Raw genomic sequence first — 1,441 nt, 5'->3', positions numbered from 1 at the left:
CTGCTCACGCAGCTTATCCAGCAGTGGCATTATTTTTTCCAGAGGCGGTCGAACTCCGCCTTCGCAAAATAAGCGGAAGCCTGGCGAAGGATATCGTTACTGCGGCGCAGTTCACGATTTTCACGTTCCAGCTCTTTCAGACGCTGACGTTCAGCGGTGGTGAGTCCACCATCACCGCCCCCGGTATCCCGCTCATGCTGGCGAACCCAGACACGCAGAGTCTCTGGCGTACAGCCAATCTTTGGGCAATGGAACAAATTGCCGCCCATTGTGAGTCATATTCGCCCTGACTTTCCAGAACCATACGAACTGCCCGTTGACGGACTTCGGGGGAAAAACGAGTATTTTTAGTCATCCTGTTTACCTCTTTCTCAGGAAGTTTAGTCTCCAGGATTTCCGGGGCGGTTCATTCGCTGCAATACGGCTCATCTCTGCCAGTAACCACCGGTTGTGGAACACCAGGGACCAGTACTGGCAGGGAAGTGTGAACACAATATGCTGCCACGGACAGTCGGGAACCAGACTCAGCAGATACTGTATCCACTGTGCGCCAGCCTTCACTCCGCAGTGCGGGCAGGAGCGACTTTTACACCGGAAGCAGACCTTTTTTGTGTGGCAACAGTCCGGAGATGAACAGCACCACTGTGTGTACCCCATCAGCGTGGTTCCGCACGCCATGATTTTTGTCACCGACTCAATGACTACCGGACGCACTGAACCTTCCGGTTGTTTCTCCAGCCAGTTAAGCCAGCGGTTTCCCTGCTGAAAAATGTCGGCAAAACGGGGAAGCATCAGAAGGGCGGGGGGACTCCGTCCGGCCAGTGAACCGTGCCACACTCCGGGCAGTACATGCCGCCGGCGCTGATACCGGCAAGAATGGTCGCAAACTCCCGCTCCGTGCAGCGGGCTATTTCAGGATACCCTTCGTCATCAACACGAACAAACCAGAAGACCAGCTTTTTGTTTCCGGCATCCACAAAGAAGGGAATATTCAGGTCTGCGCAGCACTCAACGGCATCGTCAAAATTATCAAAGCGCAGAGCTTCTGCGTCTTCTTCGTCAAAGAAGTCATCGTCGTGAAGCTTCACGACATAGCGGGGAAGTTTGCTTCTTTGAGGGGCAGGTTTTCGTTTACGGGGTTTAGCTGAACTGGCCATATAACTAACTGAAAGACAATGATATTGTCTGTTTTTATAACGGTAATTTCAGGCCATGACAAGCCGCAGCCGCCAGGCTGCCTACTCGATGATGCTGAACTATCTATCCTGAATCCAGGATTCAGCCAATGCCCACCATCAATGCCCAAAATCCATAAGCCTTTTTTCGCTGCTTCATTACAAACTTCTATTGCAGCTTTTGGTGATAACTTCATAGAAGCATTTCCTTTTAATTCAAAAAAGGCATCACCACTATCATATAACACCGTATGTTCAAATAATTT

Annotated in this window: 2 protein-coding genes, 2 pseudogenes and 1 other annotated feature; all 4 genes and pseudogenes read right to left on the bottom strand. The window is 50.9% G+C overall.

Annotation, left to right across the window (positions count from 1 at the left end):
• Window positions 1–75, bottom strand: a sequence feature (AL1L pseudoknot). This feature is flagged as partial in the annotation.
• Window positions 1–355: pseudogene (locus K0039_RS24635) on the bottom strand (transposase); the annotation flags it as partial. Its footprint overlaps the feature before it by 75 nt.
• Before the next feature lie 53 nt (window positions 356–408).
• Window positions 409–792 (bottom strand): annotated as a pseudogene (locus K0039_RS24630) (transposase zinc-binding domain-containing protein); the annotation flags it as partial.
• Window positions 792–1,088, bottom strand: a complete 297-nt coding sequence (locus K0039_RS24625) for a hypothetical protein (RefSeq protein WP_000766060.1) — start codon at window positions 1,086–1,088, stop codon at window positions 792–794. The pseudogene K0039_RS24630 and the gene K0039_RS24625, both read right to left, overlap by 1 nt.
• Window positions 1,085–1,441: hypothetical protein (locus K0039_RS24620; protein WP_228106758.1), on the bottom strand; the 357-nt coding region annotated here is incomplete at its 5' end. The genes K0039_RS24625 and K0039_RS24620, both read right to left, overlap by 4 nt.

It is taken from the genome of Terrisporobacter mayombei (genome assembly GCF_020748465.1).
In the GTDB taxonomy this organism is placed as follows: domain Bacteria; phylum Bacillota; class Clostridia; order Peptostreptococcales; family Peptostreptococcaceae; genus Terrisporobacter; species Terrisporobacter mayombei.
Note: the sequence above shows the minus strand (reverse complement) of the source record. Positions and strands in the feature narration are given on the sequence as shown.